We start from the raw sequence: 25,059 nt of genomic DNA on the forward strand, positions 1-25,059 counted from the left end.
TGATTATACTCTTTGCTATTCGTTTTTTATGATATTCTTAATGATCTATAATTAATCCTATCCGCCTTGAGTAGCTTTTATAATTACTACATCATCATCATTCTGTAATGTTGTTTGTTCCCATTTTTCTTTAGAAACAACTTCATTATTAATGGCAATAGCAATTCCGTTAGGAACAATATCTAATTGTTCTAACAACTTTTTTATTGAGCTGTTTTCTAAAATTGCTTGAGATTGATTGTTAACGTTTACGGTCATCTTTTTTAGATTAATTCCATAAACTTTAGGTCCTAATTGCCTAAATAGAGAAGAAAAATCACATCTATAAAAAATGTGACATTTACTTTTCCCTTCGTCGGTACTAACCGCATCAGGTTCAAAGGGTATTTCTCAGACCTAACCGAAGTTAAGGACACCCCTAAAGTTTATGTTATAAAAGTAATAAAACTCAAGTTTAAAAATACTTTTAAACTTGAGTTTTTAATTAAAATTTTAATGTTGCCCCAAGCAAAAAATTAATCCCTGCCTGTGGATAAAAGCCTGCCCCCTCGACAGTAGTTACTGTGCCAGGATTAGAAAAATCATCATCAAATGTAAAAAAGTATCCATTAGATACATATTCCTCATCAAAAACATTGTTTACCAACCCTGTTAGCACAATAGATTTAAAAACAGGAATATTTTTGATTTCATATACTATATTTAAATCATTAATAAAGAAACTATCTAGTTTCGAAGTTTTACTATCAATGTTCCCCATGTATTGCTCTCCTACAAACTTAGACAGCAACCCTAATTGAAGGTTTTTTATAGGGCGATACATAAACATATTACCTGCTACAATATTAGGTGAATATGAGATGTTTGTATCTCCAAGATTGACTAAACCACCATCTCTAGAGGTTACAAAATCTTTATTCTTATTCGTACTTAATGAAACATTGGGTTTAACTACAAATTGATCAGAAAGTGTAATATCTGCATCTATTTCGATTCCTAAACGATAGCTTTCTCCACTAGTTGCTCGAATTGGCGCACCTACATCATCCAGTGCCCCTGTTAACACCAATTGATCTTTATACCACATATAATAAAGGTTGGTATTTACTATTATTTTGTTTTTTGCAAATCGCCATCCTAATTCAATATCATTAAGTCTCTCTGCTGTATCGATACCATTTTCAAAATCATCTCTTCTTGGTTCTCTATTCGCTCTGGCATAGGATGCATATACATGATTTGCATCATTTACATGAAAGGTTGCTCCCATTTTTGGATTAAAGAATGCGTAGTTTTTATCTACTTGAAGCGGAACTCTTTTTGAAGTTAACCCTGTAGTTTCGTAATTTACAAAACGTCCTTGCAGGTCTAAAAATGCACTCCATTTATCATTGACTCTATAGGTTGTTTTACCAAAAACAGTGTATTCGGTTTTCTTCCCATTTCCATAGTAATATTTGTCTCCACTCTGAAAACCGATGGGGTTCTCTGTCCAAATAATTTCACCAAAATGGTCTCCATCATAATAACTATAGAATCCACCAAAATCGATATCAAAACTATTATCTTTATAATTTACACTTGCATTTACAACATAAAAATCATTCTTCAACCATCTTTTGCGTAAATAATCAGTTTGCGTAATTTCTTCTCCGTTAACAGTAACAGGATTTACTCCCAGAAATGCCAAAGTTGCCTGATTAGAAAATAATACATTACTATAATGCCACTCATCTACATATTGCTCAAAGAATCCTCGACCATACGTATAATTCAAACCTAAGTTTGTAGACCAATTATTGTTATATTTTTGATTCCAATGCAATTGGTAATGATCTTGTTTATAATTATCTACTTCATTCTCATAAAACCCTTGAAGATTTCCATCGGCATCATATTGAAACCCTATTGGATTAAATCGTCTGTCATTTTCTAAAGTAGTCTTATCGATACCATTCCATGATTGATATGTAATCTCGTGTCCTCCAAAAGTAATTGCTTTAATCAAAGTGTTATTATCTACATAAGATCCTTGAACGAAATACGATTTTAAATCTGAAGAAGCACGGTCGACATAACCGTCTGATGCAATAGCTGATAAACGACCTGCTATTTCTATCTTTTCATTGATCAAACCTGTACTAAATTTCAGATTATGTTTTCTGGTACCAAAGGATCCCACAGTATTCGAAATTTCTGCATTAGCTTTTTCAGAAACGGCATCTGTTAATAGGTTTAAACTAGCTCCAAAAGCTCCCGAACCATTGGTTGAAGTTCCTACACCACGCTGAAGCTGTAGATTTTCGACAGAAGATGCAAAATCAGGAAGGTTAACCCAAAATGTACCCTGGCTCTCGGCATCATTAAAAGGTATCCCATTTAATGTAACATTTACTCTTGATGCATCACTACCTCTTACTCTAATATATGTATACCCCACTCCTGTTCCTGCATCAGTAGTAGTAACTACTCCTGGTAAATAGTTTAATAAAACAGGGATATCCTGACCCAGATTGCGTGATGCCAGTTCCTCTTTAGACAGATTAGAGTGGGTGATAGGTGAATCTGCTTCTACACGTACAGATTTTACTAAGACTTCATCTAATTTTTCTGTTTTAGTTTGAGTAGAATCTGTTGATTTTTCCTGAGCTGTGATGTTAATGCTCAATACAGAAAGTGTAAGATAAAATAATACGTTTTTCATTCGTAAACATTCATTACGAATAAAAGGGGTTATTATTCTGTTATAAAATTAGTACTTAAAAAAGCTTGATAACATTAAGAATACATCTTCTACCTGAAGTTTCAGTATTTTCTATAGTGTCATCTCGCATGTTACAAAATAGGCACACAGTACCTTTTTTGGTTCCACAGTCCCTTGGCAACATTACCTGCCCAGGTTCATTGGGTATGATCTCAGCCTTTTACGTTATAAAACTTAAAAAGCACCCCTTTTGAGATTTTGGCGCAAAAATACTGTGTTTTATTGATTTATTGTACATTTATTTGATTAATATCGAATCTATACTAATACAAAGCAATGCTTTGGGATTTTTGAAGTTATAAAAGTGTTATGAAGAATACGAAAAGATCGGTTACTTTTAAAATTATTGCAGGTTATTTACTTGCAGGCTTACTTGCTGTAACTGCATTTTGGGTTATCTATCAGCAACTAGGCAATTATACTCAAATTAACGAAATCAAAAATCAAAATAATGAGAAACTATTCCTGGTTGGTGAAACTATAACAGGATTATATGAAGCCGAAAGTTTAACAAGAAATATCATTCAGACTTCTGACGTTAAAAAGTTTATTTCTTATAAAACCAAAATAGATACAATACTAAAAACAATTAATCAGGTTTCTGAAATATCTGATGATACGCTACAAACTCGAAAAATAGATAGTATCAAGCATCTTATTGATAGTAAAAATAAAAACCTTGAAGAGCTTATTAAAATTTATGAACAGCGAAAACAAAAAGGGTTATATGAGACTGCTATTAATGAGTTAGAAAAAGTAAATAAAAGCTTTGGTGGATATACTAAATATGATATCCGATTTAAAAAATACGATCCTCGTACTAGAAGAGCACTTATCAATATTTTAGAATTAACCAAACAAGATAATGCAAAACGACTTACCAATCAAACTGTCGATTCATTAGCTACTTCTGTAAAACAAGTACTTGCAGAACTTGAGCAAAAGGATAAAAAATATAGGCGTGAAATAACGCTAAAGGAGAACAATCTTCTCAAAAAGGATCAAATCATTACAAAACAACTAAGAGATTTACTTGCTTCTATTGAACGTAATGAAAGAAATGAATATTTTGCACGTTTAGAAGCTTCAAATCAAGTTTTAAATAATACCGCCGATATTATTGTAGTAATTGCTGCTATCAGCCTGCTAATAGCAATTATATTTCTGTTTTTGATTACTAAAGATGTCTCTAAAAGTCAAAAATATCGGAATGAACTCGAGGCCGAAAAAACATATACCGAATCTCTTTTAAAAACACGGGAATCCTTAATTAACACGGTTACTCATGATCTTCGTTCTCCTTTAAATACGGTTATTGGATATTCAGATTTATTAGAAAGAACAGGGTTAGACAATAAGCAAAAGCATTATTTGGATCACTTAAAAAAATCATCTGACTATATTCTTCATTTGGTAAATGACCTTCTTGATTTATCAAAGCTTGAAGCTGGCCGAATGGTGATTGAAGAACTTCCGTTTTCTCCAAAAAAATTAATAGAAAATACCATTTCTAGTGTTATTCCCATAAATGACAAAAAAAATATTGATGTCAGAATTATCATAGATAGTCAATTAAAAAAACAATATTTAGGAGATCCTTTTAGAATAAAACAGGTATTGACAAATTTGATGAATAATGCTTATAAATTTACTAATGATGGTTCTATTACAATTGATAGTAAAATTATTGAAAACGGTTTATCAGAAAAACAATTAGTTATATCTGTAAAAGATACAGGAATCGGAATTACAAAGGAGCAACAGCATTATATTTTTGAAGAGTTTTCTCAAGGAGATGATAATACTGAGAAAAAATATGGTGGTTTTGGTTTAGGGCTTGCTATTACCAAAAAAATAATTAAACTCCTAAAAGGTAAAATTGAATTAGATAGTGAGCTCAATGTAGGTAGTAAATTCACATTCTACATCCCTCTTAAACTATCTGATATATCAATCCCCGAAGAAGAATCAGAAGTTTCAGAAATACAGAATTTTACAAATAAGAAGGTTCTGATTGTTGATGATGATCCAAGTCAATTAGCATTAACTAGCGAGGTAGCCACATTGGCCGGCCTAAATTATGATATATGTAAAAACGGTATTGAAGCCATCTCATTATTACAAACCAACAAATACGATCTTGTACTCACCGATATTCAAATGCCAAAAATGGATGGCTTTGAACTTTTAAAATCTATAAAAAGCAATGCAAATCAATCCAACATACCAGTTGTTGCATTATCTGGTAGAACAGATACTTCTTTTATGGAGTATCAAGAAGCTGGATTTGCTGCAAGCTTACGAAAACCATATGCTCCAAAGGAGTTAATTGATCTTATTGCTCAGGTACTTAGCGTTGATATTACCAATTATAATGGGATAACTCAGAACGACCTGAGCCTTTCTGACGAACAATATTCTCTTAGTGATTTAATGCTTTTTGCACAAGGTGATTCTGATTCTCTATATGCTATTTTAGATACATTTTATGAAAGTACTATCAACAATGTTAAAGAGTTAAAAACAAGAGCTAGAAAAAAAGAGATATCTCATATTAAAAAGATTGCTCATAAAATGCTTCCCATGTTTAAGCAAATCAAAGCAAAAGAGGTAATACCTATTCTAGAAAAATTAGAACACCCCGATCAATATGATCTCAGCAAAAAAACTATACTTAATCTAACAGATGACGGAATCGAAAAAATTGAAGATTTAATCGATACATTAAAAGTAGAAAATTAAAGGCTAATATCGTACTGTTTTAATTTATTGTACAATGTTTTTCGATCTATTAAAAGCATTCTGGCTGCTTTAGCTTTATTTCCATTTGCTTTTTCTAACGCATCAAGAATCAATTCCTGTTCATTTTGATTTTTAAACAATCCGTAAGTTTGTTTTGCATTATGAGAAGCATAAGCAATATCATTTGGCAATACATCTAACGTAATCATATCACTTTGAGAAAGAAGAACAGATCGTTTTACCATATTTTTTAATTCTCTTAAATTACCAGGCCAATTGTATTTTTTAAATGCTTCTAATACTTCATCAGCAAATCCAACCACATGTTTTTCTAATTCGATATTCGATTCTTCAAGAAAGTGATTTGCAAAAAGCATCAGATCTTCAATTCTATCTCGCAATGGTGGTACCTTGATAGAAAATTCATTTAATCTATGATATAGATCTTCTCTAAACTCCCCTTCTTTTACGGCATGACTAAGATCTTCATTAGTAGCAACTATTACTCTAATATCTACTTCTATTTCTTTATTACTACCTACTGGCTTAATTTTTCGTTCCTGAAGTGCTCTTAACAATTGAACTTGTAACTCATAGCTTAAATTACCAATTTCATCTAAAAACAGTGTCCCTTTATTTGCAGCCTCAAAATGACCTACTTTATCATTTACAGCACCAGTAAAGGATCCTTTTATATGACCGAAGAATTCACTAGAGGCTATTTCTTTAGGAATAGCTCCACAATCTACTGCTACAAATGGTTTATCAGCTCGCTTACTTGCCTTATGAATACTGCTTGCAACATATTCTTTACCTGTACCACTATCACCTATTACTAAAACAGACATACGTGTTGGAGCTACAAGAGCAACATATTCGTTTAGCTTTTTGGAAGCGTCACTAACTCCACGAACAAAAGAATCATTGGTTCTTTTTGAGGTTTTAGATACTGTTGCATTCGTTTCTTTTTCTTTAGCTGTTTTGTCTGATATAACTCCTTGTTTGGATAGTGCCTTTTCTATAGTATGGAGTATAGCATCTGGGTTAAATGGTTTTGAAACATAATCAAAAGCTCCTTGTTTAATGGCACTAACTGCCATATTGATTTCGGCATAGCCGGTCATAATAATCACTTGGGTATCCGAATTATGTTTTAAAATTTCGGATAATAAGGTAATACCATCACTATCAGGTAATCTTACATCAGAAAGTACAACATCAAAAGTGTCTTTCTTAATTTTTTGAATAGCTTCATCACCAGAAAATGCTGTAAAGACCTCATATTCCTTTTTTTGTAAAAAGGTCTTAAGCATTGTACAAAAAGCCACATCATCTTCAACAATAAGTATTTTAGACATATTTAAAAATTTATTCCCTAAAAAAAGCTATTGTATAAAATTACGATTTAAAATACTTAGTTCGAATAAAAACATAAAAAAAGAGACCCTTGGGATTGAGTCTCTTTTTTAGCACTAAACAACTTTATATCGTCCTTGGTTGCAAAACGATATTCTTTTCTACCCCTAGATTTAAGATTTATTGTCGTTTGGCTTTATCCATTCGCCATTAGCACTTGCAAATACAACTTTGGTATTACCGTATCTATCTTGTAAGATAATTTTATACGTATTATCCTTAGACATATATGCTTGTACAATCCTTAACTTTCCAAAATCTTTGGCAGCTGCTTCTTGGATTGATAATGGCAATTCTACAATATTGATTTCAGTATATTCTTGCTGCTCATATTCATAATCTCTATACTCGAGATCATCGTTAAGGACTGCTAATTCGTCCTGAGCTAACACACCCTGTGCCGAAAAGATACTTACTACAATTGCTACTATCATTGGTAACTTTTTCATTTTGGGTTACTGAATTATTTCTACAGTTAATAAATAGTAATAATTGTTCCAAAGATGTAACTCAAAACAAAAATAACACAAATAACTGTATATCAATAGTTTACAATATTCACACATAAAGACAATTAAGTGTGGAAAATGTAGAATCCACACAAAAGTGTAGAAATATTACACGTTTTTCAGAAAAGAATAACTCATAAAGAAGGTTTTTTACGATTAGCTTTTTTTAATGAATGCTTTTGTTTGCTATCTAAACGTTTTTTGATAGCTGCCTTAGAAGGTTTAGTTTGTTTTCTTTTTTTAGTAATATAGAGGTTAGCTTTAAGAATATCCAAAAGTCTTTTTATCACTAGTTCTTTATTTCTATGTTGACTTCTACTATCACCGCATTGCAATAATAAAACACCAGATTTGGTTAATCGCGAAGATAATTTCTGGCTCAACCGTAATTTTTCATCATCAGTAAGTCCTGATGATGTCTTAATATCGAAAGTAAGTTCTATTTTTGAAGATACTTTATTTACATGTTGACCTCCTGCTCCAGAACTTCGAACAGCTTTAAATTTTAATTCATTTATGATTACTGCGGTATTCACGAAAAAAGAGTTACCTGGTGCGCAGATTTAAGTAAGTCGTTTACTGTTTTTACGGGGTTAAATGTAGTTAATGGTACTTCTATAAATACACTGATCCAATTTGCCATTGCACCATTCCATAATCCAGGAAGTTCTAGTGCTTTTAGAATCTTGCCATTCAGCGTTTTTTCTGTAATAAATCCTGCATCAGGATCCACAAAATCCAGTAGGTTAAATTTCTTTCCTTTATAGTCCCTTACACCACACACCAAATCAACTGGATTAAAATGAGTGGCATTACCAAGAATCTCTTCTTGTCTACGATCTTTCTTATCAATCTGTGGTGCTTCAATAATCTGTAATACTAATCTTCCATTTTCGCGCTTTATCCAAAATGGTCCTCCTCCTGGTTCCCCTTCATTAATTACCATACCACAAACCCGAATAGGTCGATTTAAGGATTCACGTAAGAATTGAAGTTTATATGTATCAGAGAACTTATCAAAATCCAATGGTAACCTAACATTAAGTTGCTTCACCAAAAATTTCTTGATATCCTTTAATTCTGCTTCTGATGGTTTCTTTTCATCAATTGCATTCAATATCCTAAATACTTCGTCCTGAATCTCGATTAACTTCCCAGCGAGCACTTTTTTATATCCCGAAACTTCATCCTGATATTTACGCACTACTACGTTGTCTATATTTTTAATGTAAATGATATCACCTTCCAAATCATTTAAGTTTTCGATCAACGCCCCATGTCCTCCAGGCCTAAATAACAAACATCCATTTTCTTTTCTAAACGGCTCATTATCCTCTGTCACAGCAATAGTATCTGTTTCTGATTTTTGAAATGAATATGTAATACTAAAATTAGTATTAGTCTTCTCTTCAACTTTTTTCTTAATTCTTTCAAACTCATCCTTAAAAGCTTCAAGATGTTCTTTAGAAATTGTAAAATGTAATTTAGAATCCCCTTTATCATTAGTATTATAACCTGCTGCCTCGTATAAATGCTCTTCAAAAGAAGTCGCTATACTAGCATCATATTTATGAAAAGGGAAAAGTCCTTTGGGAAAAGTCCCATAATTCAATCCTTTTTCCTTTAACATCATTTCTACAAAAATATACAATTGCTTCCCTTCAGATAAGGATCTAAATTTAGGGTATGCACTTTTTACTTTTTCCATAACGACATCATAGAATGGGAATTTTTCTAGGCCTATTAAAAAAAGTCGTATTGCATTTGCTTTTTCATGATTCGTATAAGAGTTAAGGCTTTCTTTCTCAAAATCATAATTATCAAGAAATCGAAATAAATCCTTAAACATTCGTGTAGCTGCACCAGAAGCAGGAACAAACTTTATTGTATCTAGATGTTGCACTCTAGAATCGTATAATTTGGTAAGTTCTGACTGGTAGTGTTCAGAAAACTTAAGGATTCCATTATCTAGAGTTGCTGCACTTCTTAATGCTACAAAAGGAATTTCATTTTTAAAAATTTCTATTTGTGAGAGTACTTTATCTACTGTTAATCCTTTTGATTTAATTAACTTAATATCTTTATCTGTTATATTCACTTTTATGTTCTATTAATTGGCTAATGTGTGTCAATGCTTTTTTAAAACGAGATATTTTATCTCCTTTTACGACTATATATGGAAGGTTATGCTTTTCAAGACATTCTTTAAATCTTAAAAACATTTCTTCTCGTTCGTGGGGTTTGTCTCTTAGATCATCGGGAACCCAAGGGATGTCAATATAAGTTAAAAGATATAAATCATAAACATTTTCTAATGAAATTTTATTTAAGATTTCGGGGACAACTCCATCATAATATACTTCTGAATATACTTTTAATTCTAAAAGGTTCGTATCACAAAATAATAAGGTATCAACTTTTTGTGCTACCTGATTTTCTAATTTCATCTGACCTTTTGCAATTTGAAGCATGTCATCATATACACATACTTCTTTAGTCTCATCCCATTTTTTTTGCAAATATTCTCGCATATATTCAGGAACACACTGGGTGTTATAATACGCTGCCAATTGTCTGGATAATGTAGTCTTGCCAGTACACTCTGGACCAAACAATACTACTCTTATACAGTTGGAGGATTGTTGTCTAAGGTTTTCTTCCATGCGATATATCCAAAAATTGCGATAATAGTAAATAATATATATTGTAAACTCGTAAATGTAAATCCTTTATAAAAATATAATGGCACCGAAATAATATCTCCAATAATCCAAAATATCCAATTCTCAATTTTCCTCCTTGCCATAAGCCACATTCCAACAAAGAATATTGCTGTTGTTAATGTATCTACATGTGCTGTCCAATCATTTAGTTTATCAAAAACAACATAAACTCCATACACAAAAACCAAAGTCATCACAAAGATTATCAATCCTATATTCTTTTCTTCAACAGTCGTTCTGGAAATTGGGGTAACATGGGTGTCATCAACTTTTCGGGTCCAGATATACCATCCATAAATACTCATTATAAAATAATATGCATTGATCATCATATCACCTAGTAATGACCATTGCAATAATAAATACACATAAATCGCAGTACTTATGATACCTGTTGGATATACCCAAATCTTATTAAACCAAGCAAAAAGCACACTCAATATTCCAAAAACTACAGCTATAATTTCAAGAGCTATATGCAAATCAGAATATTCTGAATACTGCCCAAATAAAAAATCAAAAATGGGGCTCATAATCACTTCTATTACTTTTTACCATTTTCATATACACTAAAACGTGATCCATATCTCCAAATGCATTTTTAATTTCTAAAGTCAAAAAAGACATTACTTTATCGTATTCTCCATAGATTTGAGTACTCAAAGGGTTTTCTAAAACTGTAAACTCAGACGCTCGTAACCGTTTTATAAAACGAATAATATGTTCTTCAAAATCGGTTTGAAGTGGGGTAAGGGTTAATTCTATTGATATTTGCATGTTATCTTTTTATAAATGATATTTCCCATAAAATATTCATGTAATCGTGGTTATAAAATTTATATTTCAGAAGCTGGTAAAGCATATACGCAGGTAAACCCTTCAAATTCTATAAATGCCATATCATAATGGGTTATTTCATCTTTATAATTAACAGCACCATACACAAATGGGTATTCTAGTGTAAAAGGAGAAATAAAAATATGTTGCTCAAAACTCAAACCTGCCGTTGCATATAACTTGTACAAAGATTCTTTGGTTCCCCAAATTATAGTTAATGCACGAGTTTTATCCAGGTTTTGTTTTTCTAAAGAATCATTCTCAAATTCATTCACAAACTTATGCGCAATTTTATGAATCTTTTCTCTTTGTTTTTCGATATCGATTCCAACAAGTTTATCACTAATTATGATTCCTGCAAATTCGTAGGAATGAGTAATTGAGATTTGTTTTCCATCTTTAAGATGTGGTTTTCCAAATTCATCGTAGTATAGATCATGATCTGTGTATCCAAATACAGCCAGCAGATGTCGAACGCTCATAAAACCTCTGCGATGCATATCAGATTTCATATTATCTACTCTATTCTGGCAATGTGGTGTTAATTCTATTCCCTGACAGAGAGCTTCATAAGACTCTTCAATCTTCCAAATCAACACATTAGTACTTTGATCTACTGTTATAGTTTTGTAAAGAGGCATTTAAATTCTTAAAGTTATTATGTACCTTTGCAAACCGAAAAAAGGAATAACATTCAATTTTTCGGGAAACGAATTTAGAACAATTTAGTGCAAAATACCAGAAAGCACTTCATAAACATAAAATTAACTACTATGAGTACCAAAACTGTACCTTATGTTCCTTACAAGGTGAAAGATATTTCATTAGCTGCTTGGGGAAGAAAAGAAATCGAATTAGCCGAAGCAGAAATGCCGGGGCTTATGTCTCTTCGTGAAGAATATAAAGATGAGCAACCTCTTAAAGGTGCCCGAATTGCAGGTTGTCTTCATATGACCATCCAGACTGCAGTGTTAATAGAAACACTTCAGGCTCTTGGTGCCGAGGTAACATGGAGTTCTTGTAATATATTTTCTACTCAAGATCAAGCTGCAGCTGCTATTGCAGAAGCAGGTACCCCAGTATACGCTTGGAAAGGTATGAATGATGAAGAATTTGACTGGTGTATCGAGCAAACTCTATTTTTTGGTGAAGATCGTAAGCCTTTAAATATGATTCTTGATGATGGAGGAGATTTAACTAATATGGTTTTAGATAAGTATCCTGAATTAGTAGAAGGAATTAATGGTTTATCTGAAGAAACAACTACTGGAGTTCATAGATTATATGAGCGTATGACAAATGGAACACTTCCAATGCCTGCAATTAATGTAAATGATAGTGTCACTAAATCAAAATTCGATAATAAATACGGATGTAAAGAAAGTGCTGTTGATGCTATTCGTCGTGCTACCGATGTAATGCTTGCTGGTAAACGTGTTGTTGTTTGCGGATATGGAGATGTAGGTAAAGGTACTGCTGCATCGTTTAGAGGAGCTGGTTCTATTGTAACTGTTACTGAAATTGACCCGATTTGTGCTTTACAAGCAGCCATGGACGGTTTTGAAGTAAAAAAACTAGAAACTGTTGTTGGAAATGCAGACGTTGTTATTACCACTACGGGAAATAAAGATATTGTTCGAGCAGAACACTTTCAAGCAATGAAAGATAAAACCATTGTTTGTAATATTGGACATTTTGATAATGAGATTGATGTAGCTTGGTTAAATTCGCAAAGTGAGAAAATTGAAATCAAACCTCAAGTCGATAAGTATAACATTAACGGTAACGATATTATACTTCTTGCTGAAGGTCGTTTAGTAAACCTAGGTTGCGCAACAGGACATCCAAGTTTTGTAATGAGTAATTCATTTACCAATCAGACTTTAGCACAAATTGAGCTTTGGACCAACATTGAAAATTACAAAAATGAAGTATACATGCTTCCAAAGCATTTAGATGAAAAAGTAGCAAAATTACACCTTGCTAAAATTGGAGTAGAACTTACTGATCTTAGCAAAGATCAAGCTGAATATATTGGTGTAACTGTTGAAGGACCTTACAAGCCTGAATATTACAGATACTAAAAAAAAAGATCGCTGTAGTTAAATTAAACTACTTAGCTTTTGGAATAAAAAACCCTTTATCTTTTGATAAAGGGTTTTTGTTTAGAATACCATAGTATTATTACTTCTTTTTCCTAAAGATATAACTCATCCATACCGGATCATTTTCTTCAGATACAATAGATTGCCGATCTACAAACTCCCAATTAGCAGCATTCATATAATTCAACAAATCTGAAGTCCTCTCTAGGTCCTCTAGTTGTTTAATGGTTATTTGTTTGCCTACCAAAGATGTCTGCTCCTCAACCTTAATTCTTTTCACCTTACCTCTATTATTTGCCTTTTGAATTACAATAACCTCAAGATAGTCGTATTTAGGAATATCTTGCGAAGTCGCATCAAAGGATATACATAAAAAGAGGATACAACATAATGTTTTAGTCATTAAAGTATTCATAGTTTTTCTATTTTTGAGTTACATCAAAGATTAACTAAATATTACTTTGCCTTTTTAAGGATATATTTTGCCATTTCCTTAGCTAGTTTAGCATAACTCTCGGCTATTCTGTATCCAGAATTATAATCAGCTCCATAAAAATTACTTCCTGGTACTTTAAAGTATTTTGTAGAGAATAATATCTTATCAGGATTAGCAGTTTCATATACAATAATCGTTGCATTAACTTTAGATGGCTGTTTCATAACACCTACATTATACCCTGGATAGATCCACGTTGTTTTAACTTTCATAGTATGGGTAGCACTTTCCAGGCCTTTTTCAACTTTAACAGCCCCACCATCAAAACGTTTGTTAAAAGATTCTATATACTTTGGTTCATACAAATTTTCGCGATCAGCAAACCAGGACTTTTTAAATTTTTCACCTTTACCAGCTTCTTTAGCTTCTCGCTTATCCATTTTATTTTTTAAGAATTCTTCTTCAGTATCAAACTTGTCAACCTTTAGATTTTCATAATCGAAAACCAAATTATATGCTGTGATACCTTTTAAATTTTTAATACTTCCTTCTTGATCTTTTCTTTTTTGACTAAAAGCAAGAGTAACAGTCATTAACAATGTTAATAATAATAACTTTTTCATGATTCGGTTTTTAAATTTGATGATAAATATATTTCTTTTTTTTAAGAATAGGACAAAAGTCTTTTATCTCTATATTCTGAAAAGGTCAAAACAGAAGATGCCATAAACTTAAAGTATGTATTAGAGAATTCATAACAAACAAAAACCCTTTATCAAAAGATAAAGGGTTTTTTATATTACAAAGGAAAGATCCTTTATGCTTCAAATGGAACTATAGAAACATAGGATTTATTATCTTTCTTTTTAGTAAATTTCACTAAACCATCTACTTTAGCATGTAGGGTGTGATCTTTACCAGCGTATACATTTTCGCCTGGTTTGTGGGCTGTACCTCTTTGTCTTACAATGATGTTACCAGCCACGGCAGCTTGTCCACCAAATATCTTCACACCTAAGCGTTTCGATTCTGATTCTCTACCGTTTTTCGAACTACCAACTCCTTTTTTATGAGCCATTTTCTTTCGGTTTTATTGTTAATACTTACAGGGGTTACCTGCCGTTGTTTATTTTCCTTGTAAAGCTTCAATTAATTCTGCTTTCTTCATAGAAGAAATTCCAGAGATTCCCTGAGCTTTAGCCATATCTTTTAATTCAGCTACTGTCTTAGTGCTTAAATCTTCTTTACCAGCTTTTGGCTTTGCTGCTTCTTTCTTAGGAGCGGCTGCTTTAGTTTCAGCTTTTGGAGCAGAAGCTTTTACTTCTTTCTCTGCTTTAGCTTTTGGTTCAGCTTTTTTAGCTGCTGTTTTCTTAGCTCCAGAAGTTACTATACTTTCGATAACAATTTCTGTAAGAGATTGACGGTGACCGTTTTTAACACGGTATCCTTTACGTCTCTTTTTCTTGAAAACAATAACTTTATCACCCTTAAGGTGTCTTGTGATTTTTGCTCCTACTTGAGCTCCATCTATAGCTGGGGCGCCTAAAGTAACTTTATCTCCATCTGCTGCAAGAAGAACTTTATCAAAAGAGACTTTATCTCCTTCTTCTCCTGCTAAACGATGTACAAATACTTTTTGGTCTTTTGCAACTTTAAATTGCTGCCCTGCTATCTCTACAATTGCGTACATAGCGTAACGTTTAATTAATTATTTTTATAAATAAAGAACTGCACCTATTTTTAAATAGGCGGGTGCAAATATACTGCTAATTAATTAAATGCCAAATATTTTATACCTCTATAGGCTTTGAATTGTGATTTTTTTTTGGATTCCAACTTTCTTTAAATAATTGCATAAAAGATAATGTGAGCACAAAAGTAGTGGCAAACCCCATGACTGCTGCAACAAACACAACTATTCCTACTCCCACATGATAATGCGAACTCCAATTTGCCAGCATTTCTGGTAAGAAATCAGTATTGATATTAGTTACATAGATCGCAAAGAAAATAATAAAAACAAATGTAGCATTAAACCCGGTAAAAAGCCCTGCCATAAATCCTTTTTGATATTCAAAATCACTTCCTTTTTCCTGCTTGTAGTTTTTCATGGCTTTGTACAAACCAAGAGCAACTATAATACCATTTCCTAAACTAAAAACAGGTTCTGTTTGCACACCAATCAAAGAAAGGATTAAAAAATACGCAATAAGTCCAATAGCAATAAGGAGTCCATATATAACAGGGATAGTTGATTTTTTCATGGTTTCGCTCTTTAGGATTCTCTCTTAAAAGTAAGAAATTTAAGAGTTTTTTAACCTTAAAAGCTTGTTAATTTATTGTTTTACAACAACATATGAAGTCACCTGTTCCTGTTAGCCAAATATACTCCCAGGATAATAACTCCAGAAGCAAGCACTTGATAAAATGTAAATTTCTCATTGTCTAATATCCCCCACAGCATAGCTACAATAGGAATAGTATAAGTTACCGAAGTCGCAAATACCGGAGTGCTGATCTGCACTAATTTATTAAATAATACTTTAGCAATACCTGTACCCACTACTGCAAGTATAGAAACATACATCAAGCTTATATGTACTTTTGAACTAGTTACCACTTCTGTTTTAAAAAAATCTGAAAAATACAATACAATCAAAGCCGGAATCACCAATACAATAAAATTTCCGTTAGCAATTGCCATAGGTGAGATATGCTGCATATATCTTTTTATGATATTTACATTTATTGCATAACATACCGAAGCACAAAGCACCAATACCGCATACCAATAGTTTTGATTCGGATTTACCGAGGCACCTTCTAATATTAGAGCAACACAACCTATTAGTCCTACAATCACACCAAAAAATTGGTTTTTATTAAATCGAATAGAGAAAATCAACACCCCCAGGATCAAAGTAACCAATGGGGTGGTAGAATTAAGGATTGATGCTATACCACTATCAATTTCTGTCTCGGCAAAGGCGAATAAAAACGCAGGAATGAATGTTCCTGCAAAAGCAGATATGATTACCCATTTCCAGTCTGGTGCTGCTATTTTTCTCATACTCCTAAACCCAATCAAGAATAAAAATGTTGCTGCAAACAATGTCCTTAATGCACCCAATTGAAGCGGTGTAAGACCAATCAATGATTTTTTGATAAGAATAAATGAACTACCCCAAACCAGAGAAAGCACTGCCAGATATATCCATTTTAGTTTTGTGTTTTGCATTTTTGCGAAGTAAGTTGCAAAAGTGATAAAATTATAAGTACACAGAATACCTTTTGGAAGAAAATTAACTATTAAAAAACCTATTTGAAGTCTTTTACTCTTTCCAACGAAGAGTTTCCATAAAATGCCTCATATCATTACGTAAATAATTCGCGGCAGGAAGTATGGAATCATAATTAGGTTTCACCTTAAAATATATAGACCCCACTATAAAATGCTTGACACTATCGGTTGCATAAAACTGAGATGGAGAAGCAGCATCTCCAGAAACCTCATAAAACATACCATACACCTTGTTTTCGTCATTCACATAAGGCCCTTGCACAATCCCATCTGCCTTGATCACATGTTCCTGAGTTAGATTTTGAGCATCTCTAAGCAACGAATTAAGGTTGTTATTGATTTCATAATAAGAAATATACATAGTAGCTCTCAGTTTTTCATACTCTAGATTGTACCAACAATTCTTGTTTCTTCTAGCTCTACGAAGTTCTGAAAATTCATTCTTTTCAAAAGAATAGGGACACGGCAATACCAGCTCTTTATATTCGGGAGCAGGGTAACTTAATCGAAGCATTCCTTCTGGCTTAGGCAATACTTCACCCCCACAAGAAAATAGCATACCTACGCTGAATACTAAAAAAAATCTAACTATTTTCATTTTCATTAATGGTCAATTTCACTTGTTTTATTCGCTTATTATCCAACGATTCTATTTTAAATGCATACTGATCTACTATGATGATTTCTCCTCGTTTCGGAAAACTTCCTGAAATCTCCAATAACAATCCTGCTATGGTTTCTGCATCTCCTTTCTTTTCTTCAAAAACACCGTTATTTTCGAGTTTCAGTACTTTATAAAAATCTTTTAAAGCTGTTCTTCCTTCAAAAACATAGTTTCGATCATCCAATTTTGAGAATATCAAATCTTCATCATCAAATTCATCACTGATATCTCCAACAATTTCTTCTATAATATCCTCGAGAGAAATCAAACCACTGGTTCCTCCATACTCATCTACAACTATAGCCAGGTGATTTTTTTTATCTTTAAAATCATTAAGTAAATCATCCAATTTTTTATTCTCTGGCACAAAATAAGGCGCTCTTAACAAAGATGTCCATTCAAAAGAAGGTGTATTAATATAAGGTAACAAGTCTTTTACATATAGAATCCCAGTTACATTATCAATACTATCTTCATATACCGGAATCCTAGAGTATCCTTTCTCAATAATTTCAGGAAGAATTTCCTGATACGCAGTTGCACTATTTAGTGCAAAAATATCCATACGGGGGTGCATCACCTGCTTAGTATCTGTATTTCCAAAAGACACAATACCCTCTAATATTTTCTTCTCTTCGTCTGTAGTATCCTTGTCTGAGGTTAATTCTAATGCCTGTGATAATTGATCTACACTCAAATTAGATTTTTGTTTTCCTAACCGATTATGAATCCCAACAGTAATATTACGCATAGGTACACTAATTGGTGAGATGAACCAATCTAAAATTGCCAGAGGTCGTGCCATAAACTTGGCAAACTTCACTTTATTTCTACTAGCGTATAGTTTAGGCAAAATTTCGCCAAACAATAAAATTAAAAAAGTAGCAACTCCTACTTCAACAACAAATCTTACATTAATCCATCCAAACCAAACATAATCCAAATTACTAAAATAAATTTTACCTAATGCATCAAAAAGCAATACTATCGCAATATTGATAAAGTTATTTGCCACTAATATGGTAGCCAATAATTTTTTAGGACTATCTAATAATCTCGATATAATTCTAAGGTTTTTTGATGTATCCTCATCATCCTTAAGATCTGTTGGGGTTAAAGAAAACAGAGCTACTTCACTACCTGATATCAATGCAGAAAAAATAAGCAACACCACCAAAACAATTATATTGATAGTTTGCATAATATCAAAAACAAATAATGAAATAAATAACGGTTCAGGATCAGGGTCCAAATTATCTTTGTTTAGTTAGACATATCAGAACGGAAGATCATCGTCTTCTTTCTCTGGCGAATTAGATGAAACCTCCTGCGAATTGCTAGCAGCAGGTGTATTCGTTTGCGGTGTATTCTGAGGGTTAGACGCAGAAGGTTGATTCTCATTCTTAGGAGTAAGAAAAGTAAAATCGGTACACTGTATTTCTGTACTATACCTGTCTTTTCCTTGCTCATCTTGCCATTTTCTGGTCTTAAGACGACCCTCAATATATACCTTATCTCCCTTATTAAGATATTTCTCGCAAATTTCTGCTGCTTTGTTTCTCACAACGATATTATGCCACTCTGTGGTATTTACACGTTCTCCTGTGCTTTTATTCACATATGAATCATTAGTAGCAAGAGGAAATCTGCCTATGCAACTACCTGCTTCAAAATAATGCATCTTTACCTCATCTCCTGTATGCCCTATAAGCATTACTTTATTTAGTGTTCCAGACATTCTAATTTATGATTTGTTGTTTTGGTTCATCACTACAAAGAAATGACAAACCATACTAAATAACGCTATCCTAATACTTCTTATTTTTCAAAGTAGCTTTAAATAACTTTGTTTATAGTAAATGTAATAAAAAAATTAATACATAAAAGATCTCCTAATGGTCTTAACTTAGGTTTTAGATCTTTCTAAATATCAATTTTTCTGAAAAAACACATCTATAAAATTACCTAACAGAATAGGAACAGGATACGTATGTATTTCTTCATAATCAACGATTTTTTGATCGTGATTCACTTTTGAAGGTGCATCAGATTTAATGATATAAAATCGAGTATACAAATGCTGATGAGATAATTTATGTACTATAGGTTCTTCTTGATATGATACAATCTCATATTCTTTATCTTTTATCATTTCTCTAAAAACAGAATGAGATGCAATAGTATCTGTATTTATAGTTTCACTTTCTATTAAAGGAAATTCATATAATCCTTTCCATATACCACTACCTACTCTTTGTTGGATAATCGTTTTCTTATTTTCTGTAAAAAACACCAGATAGTTAAAGTAACGTTTTTTGATTTTTAGTTTTTTGATTTTGACAGGCAACTCTTCTATTTTTCCATTTTTTAAAGCTTCACAACTATCTCGTAGTGGACATATAATACAATACGGTTTTTTGGGTTTGCATTGTAGTGCTCCAAACTCCATAATTGCCTGGTTATACTCTGCAGGCTCATCATGATCCATTAAGGTTATAGCAAGTTCTTTAAATTCTTTTACTCCTTTTGCACTATTAATAGGTGTATCGAGTCCAAAATATCGAGATAATACTCGATATACATTTCCGTCTACAACAGGAACCGCTTCGGCGTAACATATGGAAGCTATAGCACTCGCTGTATAATCTCCAACTCCTTTTAAATGTAAAAGACCTTTATATGAAGTAGGAAACACACCATTTAAATCATTTGCCACGTATTTTGCAGTTGCATGCAGGTTTCTGGCCCTCGAATAATACCCCAATCCCTGCCACAATTTCAGCACTTCCTCTTCACTTGCATTTGCAAGATCAAATACCGTTGAAAAAGTTTCTGTAAATGATATATAATAAGGTAATCCTTGCGCCACTCTGGTCTGTTGAAGTATAATTTCACTAAGCCAAATATGATATGGATTTTTAGTTTCTCGCCATGGCATCGATCTTTTGTTTTGTAAGTACCACGTAATGAGTTTTTTAGAAAATATCATAGTAAAATTATAAGTTTTACAAAATTAAACGATTAAACATGAAAATATCATCTTAAGTATTGATATTTTGGATTTTAAATTCTTATATTTGCCCCCTTGAAAATTTAAAAACCCCTAAATAGGTAATATAATGACTAAAGCAGATATTGTAGCAAAAATTTCAGAAAAATTAGGAATAGAAAAAGGTGATGTTCAGGCAACAGTTGAAACCTTTATGGAAGAGGTAAAAAGCTCATTAGAGAGTGGAGATAATGTATACCTTAGAGGATTTGGTAGTTTCATTATAAAAACTAGAGCAGAAAAAACAGGACGTAATATTTCTAAGAACACTACGATCAAAATTCCTGCACACAATATACCTGCGTTTAAACCTGCAAAAGTATTTGTAGAAGGTGTGAAAACTAACGTAGAAGTAAAATAAATAATTATAAATATAAAAAGTATACACTATGCCAAGTGGTAAAAAACGTAAAAGACACAAGGTAGCTACGCACAAGCGTAAAAAGAGAAGAAGAGCAAACCGCCATAAGAAAAAGTAGTTTCTAACTACTTTTTTTATTTAAAAAGTTAAGTTCTTTGAAATCGAAATAAAACACAATACCCCACTACCGGTATATCTGTTTTGTTTCAATGGAATTGTAAAAATTCCTGTGAAAAAATTGTTTAATCCATCTCGATAATTATCGGGATAAAAATCTAATCAGAGTGAACAACGAATTGATCATTAGGTCAGGTTCCTCTACGGATTTTGCCTTATTAAAGGATGGAAAACTAATTGAATTACATAAGGAAGAAGACGACAGTGATTTTGCGGTAGGTGATATTTTTATTGCCAAAATCCGTAAATCTGTCCCAGGTCTAAACGCCGCATTTGTTAATGTAGGCTATGAAAAAGATGCATTTTTGCATTATCATGATCTTGGTCCTCAAGTATCTTCTTTACTTAAATTCATAAAACGTGTAAGCACAGGTAAATTAAAAAATTATTCTCTTAAGGATTTTCCTTTTGAGAACGATATTGATAAACACGGTACTATTACCAATGTGTTAAAATCAAATCAATCACTATTAGTACAGATAGTAAAGGAACCTATATCTACCAAAGGTCCTCGAATTAGCTCAGAGCTTTCGATTGCCGGCAGATATATTGTTTTAGTTCCTTTTTCAAATCGAATTTCTATTTCTCAAAAAATAGAATCCTCAGAAGAAAAAGAACGCTTAAAAAGACTTGTAAAAAGTATTAAGCCAAAAGGTTTCGGAATTATTGTACGTACAGTAGCAGAAGGCAAAAAAGTAGCAGAACTAGACAAAGATTTAGAAAATCTAATGGGACGATGGCAAAGCATGTGCAAAAAACTGCACAAAGCTCATCACCCATCAAAAGTACTAGGTGAAATGAATAGAGCATCTTCTATATTAAGAGATGTATTTAACGACACTTTTACTTCTATTGTTGTAGATGATGAAGATCTCTGCAACCGAATCAAAGAGTATTTGCAAGAAATTGCTCCAAAAAAAGAGTCAATTGTAAAACTTCATAATCCTAAAATACCTGTTTTCGAGAAATACGGTATTGAACGGCAAATCAAAACAAGTTTTGGCAAGACGGTATCTATGAGTAAGGGTGCTTATTTGGTTATAGAGCATACAGAAGCGATGCATGTAATCGATGTAAATAGCGGTAACCGATCTAATAAAGCCAAAAACCAAGAAGATACTGCACTAGAGGTAAACCTTATTAGTGCAGCTGAAGTAGCCCGCCAACTGCGTCTTAGAGATATGGGAGGTATTATTGTAGTTGATTTCATCGACATGAATAATGCTGACAACCGTAGAACTCTCTTCAACCAATTGCGAGAAGAGATGAAAGACGATAGGGCGAAGCATAAAATTTTACCGCCAAGTAAATTTGGCTTGATTCAAATCACGCGACAGCGTGTTCGACCAGAAATGAATATCAAGACCCGGGAAGAAGATCCTAATGGAATAAATGGCGAAGTTGAGGCGCCTATAGTATTGGTAGAAAAAATGAAAGTCGAATTAGAAAAATTAATTAAAAAAGATCATAAAAAGATAACGCTTAGTGCGCATCCTTTTATTGCAGCTTTTTTAACCAAAGGATTTCCATCCACCCGATCCAAATGGTATTTTAACCATAAACGATGGGTAAAGATTGTACCTAGAGACGCTTACACGTATTTAGAATATCATTTTCACGATAAAAATGGTGAATTGATAAAATAAAATTAAACCCGGCCTGATAACAGTGCCGGGTTTTTTTATTGTATTTCATTATTCTTTTATCTCAAAGGCTAAGAATCATCATCTCTTATCACATCCTATAAAATACAACCTCTATTCGAAATTGATACTCAATTGGGAAAGCATTTACACAAAAGGTGGTTATGGTTATAACAAATAACTCTCCTACCTTCATTAACATTTTTTGCTCATTTTTTAAGCCTCTTAATCTCTTCCAATTTTAGCCAAAGTTTTCATATGCACAATTTTGTGAAGGCCTATTTGTTTGTCCATTACCCCCCAGGTTCGTTTTGGTTAAGGTACAAGAAAGAACCTCCGATGGCAATTCGATGGGGCCTACCACATGAATACAATATTCACTCCCGCCTCTAATTGTTATCCCATTAGATAGTTTTGTAATCTTTAATTTTTCTAAATTTAATTTTTTAGTAATCGACTTTTTTTTCATTATTCCTTTTTTGTTTCCGCTTACAAACATAATCAAAATAGCTCCCAAGTTTTATTTTTTTAAGCAATTACTAACCTGTTTTCCAGAATTGCTTATCACAAACCACTAACAACAAATACATTACAAAGAATCATCTCATTGTTGTTTTTCTAATTCACGAATAAAATACGAAGGCTGTATCTTTTTTATTTTATAAAAAGATTTAGAAAAAGCATCTGTAGAATTAAATCCAATTTCTCTAGCTATAGCCTTAATCGTGTATTTCATAAACTTTTTATCTGTTTTAAGTCTATCGATACAATAATCTATTCTTAGCTCATTAATATACATACTAAAACTTTTCTTTCTGTAGAAATTAACCACTCTAGACAAATATTTTGAGTTTGTATTCATTTTTTTAGCCAAATCATTAGTGGTGATACTTGGTTTTAGATATCCTAAATTTTGTTCAAATTCATCTAAATCATTTAAAATTTTATTCACAATATCTTCAGAGATTCCTATTGAATCTATTTCTGTGTAGGGTGATTTTTTTTCATTGTTTTTAACTTTTCCAGAACTAGAGTAATACAGTTCATCAAACCTTTTCTTATAATTCTTCTTTTTCTGATAATTAAAGATTAAAAAAACAAATGTTACTATACTAACTATAGCTAAAGAAATGATAATTCTGGTAGATGATTTTTTCGCTACTTGTAACGAATCAATGATTTCTTGTTTTAATGAAACAATAACTTCTTGTTTTTCAGAAAGAAGCCTTGGAGTATCATAATTCTGAACAACATTCTTGATAAGATATTTGTAATTACTATTTAAAACACTATCAATTTTAATAAGTTTTTCAATATATTTTAATTGATTATCCTTATCGTTATTGTCTTTATAATAATTAATTAAAACCTCATAACTCTCCCTAATTTCGGGAATAATCTGAGGGTTTTTCTGAAATATTTGATCTACCTTTTTATGTTCTTCAATAGCCTCTTTTTCAAAACCTAATGAAGATAGTGTCTTACCTAAATAAAAACGAGCTTGTCCTAAATTAGTTTTATCCCCATTAATAGTTAATTCGGCAACTGCTTTTGTTAAACTATCTTTTGCTGTATCATAATTTGCTTTACTATATTGATTAATCCCCTCATTTAATACAAAATAACATTTAAAACTTTCTGCTTCAAGCACTATAGATTCTTTATACCCCAATGTATTTATTATAGAAGCAGAATCTAATATTTTATTAAAATTGTAGGATTCTGATAATGCAAAAAGTGTGGTTAAATAATCATAAGGAGCTTTTTCTTTATATTTCGAATAAAATGAATAACACTCTCTTAAAGTTACTAACGCCGTTTCATTCTCCCCTAAAATTGCTTTTAGAATACCAATATTTTTCTTACTAGAATACACCAAGAATATATTATCATATTTTTTTGCTTCTTCATATAACTTTAAATAATAATCAAATGCTTTTTTAAAATCTCCTTTATCAAAATAACTAAAAGCCTTATTTAAATATGCAAAAGTTGGATAGTTTTTTGTTTGGTGATTTTTAGTAATTGCTATAATACTATCACAATATTTTAGTGATACATCACCTTTGCTTATGCTTGACAAAAAATAGTATCCGTCTGCAATTTTTATTGTATCGTTCTCTTTTTTTGCTTTAAGAAGATATTGATTAGCATAATTTACAGCAACAACAGAATCTAACTCATTTTCATAAAACTTATTGGTTAAAAACTGATAACTGTTGTCTGAGGATTCCTGAGTTTTTTGATAAGCAAGAATATCTTGCGTTTGACAAAACCAAAGAATCATTACTACACAAAAACTTCTACACATTATTTTCTTCAAATTTTACAG

The 25,059-nt window shown here is 32.1% G+C and carries 26 protein-coding genes and 2 riboswitches; of the genes, 4 read left to right on the top strand and 22 right to left on the bottom strand.

The annotated features are described in order from the left end of the window. Positions 1-57 precede the first annotated feature (57 nt). Both thiS and ATE84_RS02030 read right to left on the bottom strand, forming a co-directional pair. Positions 58-258 (bottom strand): sulfur carrier protein ThiS, encoded by a 201-nt coding sequence (gene thiS, locus ATE84_RS02025; RefSeq protein WP_101445392.1) that lies wholly within the window; start codon positions 256-258, stop codon positions 58-60. Between the two features lie 72 nt (positions 259-330). Next, positions 331-430: riboswitch (TPP riboswitch) on the bottom strand. Between the two features lie 54 nt (positions 431-484). Then, the gene (locus tag ATE84_RS02030; RefSeq protein ID WP_101445394.1) at positions 485-2,704 is read right to left on the bottom strand and encodes a TonB-dependent receptor; all 2,220 of its coding nucleotides are present in this window, start codon (positions 2,702-2,704) and stop codon (positions 485-487) included. 152 nt (positions 2,705-2,856) lie between these two features. Beyond that, positions 2,857-2,963, bottom strand: a riboswitch (TPP riboswitch). Between the two features lie 110 nt (positions 2,964-3,073). Here ATE84_RS02030 and ATE84_RS02035 point away from each other — a divergent pair. Next, positions 3,074-5,506: an ATP-binding protein gene (locus tag ATE84_RS02035; RefSeq protein ID WP_101445396.1), complete on the top strand. Its 2,433-nt coding sequence runs from the start codon at positions 3,074-3,076 to the stop codon at positions 5,504-5,506. Here ATE84_RS02035 and ATE84_RS02040 read toward each other — a convergent pair. From ATE84_RS02040 to ATE84_RS02075, 8 genes are all read right to left on the bottom strand, one after another. Then, positions 5,503-6,864: a sigma-54 dependent transcriptional regulator gene (locus tag ATE84_RS02040; RefSeq protein ID WP_101445397.1), complete on the bottom strand. Its 1,362-nt coding sequence runs from the start codon at positions 6,862-6,864 to the stop codon at positions 5,503-5,505. The genes ATE84_RS02035 and ATE84_RS02040 overlap by 4 nt on opposite strands. 171 nt (positions 6,865-7,035) lie before the next feature. Further along, entirely contained in the window at positions 7,036-7,371 is a 336-nt protein-coding gene (locus tag ATE84_RS02045; RefSeq protein WP_143273546.1) for a hypothetical protein, read from the bottom strand. A gap of 194 nt (positions 7,372-7,565) precedes the next feature. Continuing rightward, positions 7,566-7,967 (bottom strand): alternative ribosome rescue aminoacyl-tRNA hydrolase ArfB, encoded by a 402-nt coding sequence (gene arfB, locus ATE84_RS02050; protein WP_101445401.1) that lies wholly within the window; start codon positions 7,965-7,967, stop codon positions 7,566-7,568. Then, positions 7,964-9,529, bottom strand: coding sequence for a DUF4301 family protein (locus tag ATE84_RS02055; RefSeq protein ID WP_101445403.1), 1,566 nt, complete (start codon positions 9,527-9,529; stop codon positions 7,964-7,966). Before ATE84_RS02055 ends, arfB begins: the two co-directional genes overlap by 4 nt. After that, positions 9,513-10,094: an AAA family ATPase gene (locus tag ATE84_RS02060; protein ID WP_101445405.1), complete on the bottom strand. Its 582-nt coding sequence runs from the start codon at positions 10,092-10,094 to the stop codon at positions 9,513-9,515. The genes ATE84_RS02055 and ATE84_RS02060 overlap by 17 nt, the downstream gene beginning before the upstream one ends. Continuing rightward, entirely contained in the window at positions 10,055-10,687 is a 633-nt protein-coding gene (gene pnuC / locus ATE84_RS02065; RefSeq protein ID WP_101445415.1) for a nicotinamide riboside transporter PnuC, read from the bottom strand. The genes ATE84_RS02060 and pnuC overlap by 40 nt, the downstream gene beginning before the upstream one ends. After that, positions 10,671-10,931: a hypothetical protein gene (locus tag ATE84_RS02070; protein WP_101445417.1), complete on the bottom strand. Its 261-nt coding sequence runs from the start codon at positions 10,929-10,931 to the stop codon at positions 10,671-10,673. The genes pnuC and ATE84_RS02070 overlap by 17 nt, the downstream gene beginning before the upstream one ends. A 59-nt stretch (positions 10,932-10,990) precedes the next feature. Further along, positions 10,991-11,632, bottom strand: a complete 642-nt coding sequence (locus ATE84_RS02075; protein ID WP_101445418.1) for a 4'-phosphopantetheinyl transferase superfamily protein — start codon at positions 11,630-11,632, stop codon at positions 10,991-10,993. A 132-nt stretch (positions 11,633-11,764) separates the two neighbouring features. On the opposite strand from ATE84_RS02075, the gene ahcY reads away from it, so the two are divergent. Beyond that, the gene (gene ahcY / locus ATE84_RS02080) at positions 11,765-13,075 is read left to right on the top strand and encodes an adenosylhomocysteinase (protein ID WP_101445420.1); all 1,311 of its coding nucleotides are present in this window, start codon (positions 11,765-11,767) and stop codon (positions 13,073-13,075) included. A 100-nt stretch (positions 13,076-13,175) separates the two neighbouring features. Here the strand turns inward: ahcY and ATE84_RS02085 are convergent, their stop codons facing one another. From ATE84_RS02085 to mutY, 10 genes are all read right to left on the bottom strand, one after another. Further along, positions 13,176-13,511, bottom strand: coding sequence for a hypothetical protein (locus ATE84_RS02085; RefSeq protein ID WP_101445422.1), 336 nt, complete (start codon positions 13,509-13,511; stop codon positions 13,176-13,178). 41 nt (positions 13,512-13,552) lie between these two features. Then, positions 13,553-14,155: a hypothetical protein gene (locus tag ATE84_RS02090; protein ID WP_101445424.1), complete on the bottom strand. Its 603-nt coding sequence runs from the start codon at positions 14,153-14,155 to the stop codon at positions 13,553-13,555. Between the two features lie 194 nt (positions 14,156-14,349). Next, on the bottom strand, positions 14,350-14,610 hold the full coding sequence (gene rpmA, locus ATE84_RS02095; protein WP_024768273.1) for a 50S ribosomal protein L27: 261 nt from the start codon (positions 14,608-14,610) through the stop codon (positions 14,350-14,352). A 48-nt stretch (positions 14,611-14,658) separates the two neighbouring features. Further along, positions 14,659-15,222, bottom strand: coding sequence for a 50S ribosomal protein L21 (gene rplU / locus ATE84_RS02100; RefSeq protein ID WP_101445425.1), 564 nt, complete (start codon positions 15,220-15,222; stop codon positions 14,659-14,661). 100 nt (positions 15,223-15,322) lie between these two features. After that, positions 15,323-15,796: a DUF4199 domain-containing protein gene (locus ATE84_RS02105; protein ID WP_101445427.1), complete on the bottom strand. Its 474-nt coding sequence runs from the start codon at positions 15,794-15,796 to the stop codon at positions 15,323-15,325. A 98-nt stretch (positions 15,797-15,894) separates the two neighbouring features. Then, positions 15,895-16,770: a DMT family transporter gene (locus tag ATE84_RS02110; RefSeq protein WP_101445429.1), complete on the bottom strand. Its 876-nt coding sequence runs from the start codon at positions 16,768-16,770 to the stop codon at positions 15,895-15,897. Between the two features lie 94 nt (positions 16,771-16,864). Further along, on the bottom strand, positions 16,865-17,437 hold the full coding sequence (gldD, locus tag ATE84_RS02115; protein WP_233195729.1) for a gliding motility lipoprotein GldD: 573 nt from the start codon (positions 17,435-17,437) through the stop codon (positions 16,865-16,867). After that, entirely contained in the window at positions 17,418-18,749 is a 1,332-nt protein-coding gene (locus ATE84_RS02120; RefSeq protein WP_233195730.1) for a gliding motility-associated protein GldE, read from the bottom strand. Before ATE84_RS02120 ends, gldD begins: the two co-directional genes overlap by 20 nt. Before the next feature lie 24 nt (positions 18,750-18,773). Then, the gene (locus ATE84_RS02125; RefSeq protein ID WP_101445431.1) at positions 18,774-19,235 is read right to left on the bottom strand and encodes a single-stranded DNA-binding protein; all 462 of its coding nucleotides are present in this window, start codon (positions 19,233-19,235) and stop codon (positions 18,774-18,776) included. Positions 19,236-19,427: 192 nt separating this feature from the next. Further along, complete coding sequence (mutY, locus tag ATE84_RS02130) at positions 19,428-20,486, bottom strand: A/G-specific adenine glycosylase (protein WP_101445433.1); 1,059 nt, start codon at positions 20,484-20,486, stop codon at positions 19,428-19,430. Positions 20,487-20,616: 130 nt separating this feature from the next. Between mutY and ATE84_RS02135 the strand changes: the two genes are divergently transcribed. Both ATE84_RS02135 and ATE84_RS02140 read left to right on the top strand, forming a co-directional pair. Next, entirely contained in the window at positions 20,617-20,907 is a 291-nt protein-coding gene (locus ATE84_RS02135) for an HU family DNA-binding protein (protein ID WP_024768281.1), read from the top strand. Positions 20,908-21,191: 284 nt separating this feature from the next. Further along, positions 21,192-22,730 carry a ribonuclease E/G gene (locus tag ATE84_RS02140; RefSeq protein ID WP_101445435.1) on the top strand — a complete coding sequence of 513 codons (1,539 nt, stop codon included), beginning with the start codon at positions 21,192-21,194 and terminating at the stop codon, positions 22,728-22,730. A 238-nt stretch (positions 22,731-22,968) separates the two neighbouring features. Here the strand turns inward: ATE84_RS02140 and ATE84_RS02145 are convergent, their stop codons facing one another. Together ATE84_RS02145 and ATE84_RS02150 are read right to left on the bottom strand one after the other, a co-directional pair. Then, positions 22,969-23,196, bottom strand: a complete 228-nt coding sequence (locus ATE84_RS02145; protein ID WP_143273547.1) for a hypothetical protein — start codon at positions 23,194-23,196, stop codon at positions 22,969-22,971. 135 nt (positions 23,197-23,331) lie between these two features. Continuing rightward, positions 23,332-25,050: an AraC family transcriptional regulator gene (locus ATE84_RS02150; RefSeq protein WP_143273548.1), complete on the bottom strand. Its 1,719-nt coding sequence runs from the start codon at positions 25,048-25,050 to the stop codon at positions 23,332-23,334. Positions 25,051-25,059 lie beyond the last annotated feature (9 nt).

Source organism: Aquimarina sp. MAR_2010_214 (genome assembly GCF_002846555.1).
In the GTDB taxonomy this organism is placed as follows: domain Bacteria; phylum Bacteroidota; class Bacteroidia; order Flavobacteriales; family Flavobacteriaceae; genus Aquimarina.

What these genes read in the sequence shown, in the direction of transcription:
- ATE84_RS02105 (WP_101445427.1), bottom strand. Translation starts at nt 15,796, where the DNA reads ATGAAAAAATCAACTATCCCTGTTATATATGGACTCCTTATTGCTATT.
- mutY (WP_101445433.1), bottom strand. Translation starts at nt 20,486, where the DNA reads ATGATATTTTCTAAAAAACTCATTACGTGGTACTTACAAAACAAAAGA.
- gldD (WP_233195729.1), bottom strand. Translation starts at nt 17,437, where the DNA reads ATGAAAATGAAAATAGTTAGATTTTTTTTAGTATTCAGCGTAGGTATG.
- ATE84_RS02125 (WP_101445431.1), bottom strand. Translation starts at nt 19,235, where the DNA reads ATGTCTGGAACACTAAATAAAGTAATGCTTATAGGGCATACAGGAGAT.
- ATE84_RS02135 (WP_024768281.1), top strand. Translation starts at nt 20,617, where the DNA reads ATGACTAAAGCAGATATTGTAGCAAAAATTTCAGAAAAATTAGGAATA.
- ATE84_RS02045 (WP_143273546.1), bottom strand. Translation starts at nt 7,371, where the DNA reads ATGAAAAAGTTACCAATGATAGTAGCAATTGTAGTAAGTATCTTTTCG.
- rpmA (WP_024768273.1), bottom strand. Translation starts at nt 14,610, where the DNA reads ATGGCTCATAAAAAAGGAGTTGGTAGTTCGAAAAACGGTAGAGAATCA.
- ATE84_RS02070 (WP_101445417.1), bottom strand. Translation starts at nt 10,931, where the DNA reads ATGCAAATATCAATAGAATTAACCCTTACCCCACTTCAAACCGATTTT.
- ATE84_RS02085 (WP_101445422.1), bottom strand. Translation starts at nt 13,511, where the DNA reads ATGAATACTTTAATGACTAAAACATTATGTTGTATCCTCTTTTTATGT.
- ATE84_RS02030 (WP_101445394.1), bottom strand. Translation starts at nt 2,704, where the DNA reads ATGAAAAACGTATTATTTTATCTTACACTTTCTGTATTGAGCATTAAC.
- ATE84_RS02145 (WP_143273547.1), bottom strand. Translation starts at nt 23,196, where the DNA reads ATGAAAAAAAAGTCGATTACTAAAAAATTAAATTTAGAAAAATTAAAG.
- thiS (WP_101445392.1), bottom strand. Translation starts at nt 258, where the DNA reads ATGACCGTAAACGTTAACAATCAATCTCAAGCAATTTTAGAAAACAGC.
- ATE84_RS02090 (WP_101445424.1), bottom strand. Translation starts at nt 14,155, where the DNA reads ATGAAAAAGTTATTATTATTAACATTGTTAATGACTGTTACTCTTGCT.
- ATE84_RS02035 (WP_101445396.1), top strand. Translation starts at nt 3,074, where the DNA reads ATGAAGAATACGAAAAGATCGGTTACTTTTAAAATTATTGCAGGTTAT.
- ATE84_RS02110 (WP_101445429.1), bottom strand. Translation starts at nt 16,770, where the DNA reads ATGCAAAACACAAAACTAAAATGGATATATCTGGCAGTGCTTTCTCTG.
- pnuC (WP_101445415.1), bottom strand. Translation starts at nt 10,687, where the DNA reads ATGAGCCCCATTTTTGATTTTTTATTTGGGCAGTATTCAGAATATTCT.
- ATE84_RS02060 (WP_101445405.1), bottom strand. Translation starts at nt 10,094, where the DNA reads ATGGAAGAAAACCTTAGACAACAATCCTCCAACTGTATAAGAGTAGTA.
- rplU (WP_101445425.1), bottom strand. Translation starts at nt 15,222, where the DNA reads ATGTACGCAATTGTAGAGATAGCAGGGCAGCAATTTAAAGTTGCAAAA.
- ATE84_RS02040 (WP_101445397.1), bottom strand. Translation starts at nt 6,864, where the DNA reads ATGTCTAAAATACTTATTGTTGAAGATGATGTGGCTTTTTGTACAATG.
- ahcY (WP_101445420.1), top strand. Translation starts at nt 11,765, where the DNA reads ATGAGTACCAAAACTGTACCTTATGTTCCTTACAAGGTGAAAGATATT.
- ATE84_RS02075 (WP_101445418.1), bottom strand. Translation starts at nt 11,632, where the DNA reads ATGCCTCTTTACAAAACTATAACAGTAGATCAAAGTACTAATGTGTTG.